This window comes from Streptomyces sp. NPDC054847 (assembly GCF_053610925.1).
In genome coordinates this window covers 1-2,119 of record NZ_JBSGZJ010000707.1, presented here as the reverse complement: position 1 = coordinate 2,119, position 2,119 = coordinate 1, and the positions used below count along the sequence as shown (strand labels likewise).

General features: G+C 70.0%; 4 protein-coding genes. 3 read left to right on the top strand and 1 reads right to left on the bottom strand.

Annotated elements, in window-relative coordinates; all coding sequences use genetic code 11:
* Positions 1 to 192, bottom strand: a 192-nt coding sequence (locus ACWGH4_RS34485) for a hypothetical protein (RefSeq protein ID WP_453467780.1), incomplete at its 3' end; no start/stop codon positions are given.
* Between ACWGH4_RS34485 and ACWGH4_RS34480 the strand changes: the two genes are divergently transcribed.
* From ACWGH4_RS34480 to ACWGH4_RS34470, 3 genes are all read left to right on the top strand, one after another.
* Complete coding sequence (locus ACWGH4_RS34480) at positions 119 to 289, top strand: putative leader peptide (RefSeq protein ID WP_441262341.1); 171 nt, start codon at positions 119 to 121, stop codon at positions 287 to 289. The two genes, ACWGH4_RS34485 and ACWGH4_RS34480, sit on opposite strands and share 74 nt — an antisense overlap.
* Positions 290 to 493: 204 nt before the next feature.
* Positions 494 to 1,054: an NADPH-dependent FMN reductase gene (gene ssuE, locus ACWGH4_RS34475; RefSeq protein WP_453467778.1), complete on the top strand. Its 561-nt coding sequence runs from the start codon at positions 494 to 496 to the stop codon at positions 1,052 to 1,054.
* Positions 1,055 to 1,121: 67 nt separating this feature from the next.
* A partial coding sequence (locus ACWGH4_RS34470) for an ABC transporter substrate-binding protein (protein ID WP_453467776.1) occupies positions 1,122 to 2,119 on the top strand: 998 nt, incomplete at its 3' end.

Sequence of the window (2,119 nt, the reverse complement as noted above, 5' to 3'; positions counted from 1 at the left end):
GTCCAGGGTCCGGTGCCCGCGGGTTCCGAGCGGCCGCGTCGCCCACGCCACGGCCTGCCGGCAATTCACCGCCTCCCGGCGCTGCGAATGCGGTTTGTGAACGGCGGACTTCAGGCGCATGGCCAGATATTCGGCATGTGAGACGGGGTCGTTTCCCGCATTGACGTGGCCGATTCGCGCTGCCAGCCTCATGGGCGTGAGCCAGTCAGCGAACTTCACCGCGCGGCGGCACGTCGATCTTCGACGGCACGCCAGCGCCCTCTGTCTGTTCTGCCGCCGCGGCCGCTAGGCGGCCCCTCCGGCGGGTCGCTCCTCGCCTGATCCGCGGGGTGCCCGTCCGCGGACCTCGCCCCGTCCGCGCTCGCGGCCCGGCCGGGCCCGGAGTGGGTCTCCTCCGGCACTCGTCCTTTCTTCACGCCGTTCTCCGCCCTGCTTTTCGGCATTCTCTCGCTGCGATTCTGCCGGGCTGCCGTATTTCGTCCAGGAGGCTGCTTTGCCGTCCGTCGTCGCCATTTCCGGAAGCCCGTCCGCCGATTCCCGGACCGCTCGCGTGGTCCATCATGTGCTCCACCGTCTCGCTGACGGTGGGCGGGGCGCGGACCACATCGTCGTACGAGATCTGCCCGCGCAGGAACTCCTCAGGGGGTCGCTCGCGCACCCCGCGCTGGTGCAGGCGCTGGAGGCAGTGGCCGGCGCCGAGGGCGTTGTCGTGGCCACGCCTGTGTACAAGGCCTCGTACAGCGGTCTCGTGAAGGTGTTCCTCGATCTGCTGCCGCAGGCCAGGCTGGCCGGGAAAACGGTGCTGCCGCTCGTTACCGGCGGCAGCCTCGCGCACATGCTCGCGATGGACTACGCCCTGCGCCCGGTGCTGTCGGCGCTGGGCGCCCGCCATGTGGTGCCCGGTGCGTTCCTGCTGGATTCGGCGATCGAGCGTCTGGGAGCGGACGCGTGCCGGGTCGACCCGGCGGCGGAGCTGCGGCTGCTTGAGGCAGTGGACGGGTTCACCCGTGCGCTCACCGGCCGGGAGTCACTCACCCTCACCACAAGCGCCTGAGCTCCGTACGCCCCCTTTTCCGATCTCTCGCCATGTCTCCCCCTCTCTCCCTGAACAGGAAGTTCCCATGAGTACGTTGCCCCCGGCGGACCGACGCCGGTTCCTCGCCCTGCTCGGTCTCTCGGCGGTCGCGGTCGGCTGCGGCAGGGCCGTGGGGGGCGGGTCCTCCGGCAAGGGCCGGACCAGGACCCTTCGCTACCAGGGCTGGACCGGCCAGGTCACCCCCGCAGAACTCGCGCAGGACCTCGGGCATCTGGAGGACGTGAAGCTGGAGTGGGTCGGCAACACCATCAGCGGCCCTCAGGACATCCAGTCGGCGGCCACGGGCCAGACCGACTTCGGCGGCGCGTTCAACGGCGCGGTGGTCAAGCTCGCGGCCAACGGCACCCCGGTCAAGGCCGTCATCAGCTACTACGGCTCCGACAAGGATGCCTACAGCGGCTATTACGTACTCGCCGGCAGCCCGATCCGCTCCGCCCGCGACCTCATCGGCAAGAGGGTCGGCATGAACACCCTTGGCGCGCACTCGGAAGCCATGCTGGCCATATACCTCCAGCGCGGCGGCGTCTCCGCCGCGGACGCCGCCCGGGTCGAGTCCCTCGTCGTACCGCCGGTGAACACCGAGCAGTCCCTGCGCCAGAAACAGATCGACGTCGCCGTGCTGAGCGGCGTGCTCCGGGACAAGGCGCTCGCGAACGGCGGCCTGCGGCCGCTCTTCACCGACCACCAGCTCCTCGGTTCCTTCAGCGCCGGGACGTATGTCATGACCGAGCGGTTCATCGAGCAGAACCCCGACACGGTACGGACGTTCGTCACCGGCGTGGGGCGCGCGCTCGACTGGTCGCGCACCACGCCCCGCGACGAGGTCGTCGCGCGCATGACGGAGATCGTCAAGAAGCGTGGGCGGAACGAGGACGTCGCCACGCTGCGCTATTGGAGGTCGTTCGGCGTCGCACGGCCCGGCGGTCGCATCGCCGGTGACGAATTCCGGCTCTGGATCGACTGGCTGGCCGAGCGCGGCGACATCGAGCGGGACCGGGTCCGGCTCGACGCGCTCTACAGCAA

Bases quoted from the DNA above. Each gene is read 5' to 3' on its own strand.
- ACWGH4_RS34480 (WP_441262341.1), top strand. From the start codon at position 119: ATGGCCAGATATTCGGCATGTGAGACGGGGTCGTTTCCCGCATTGACG.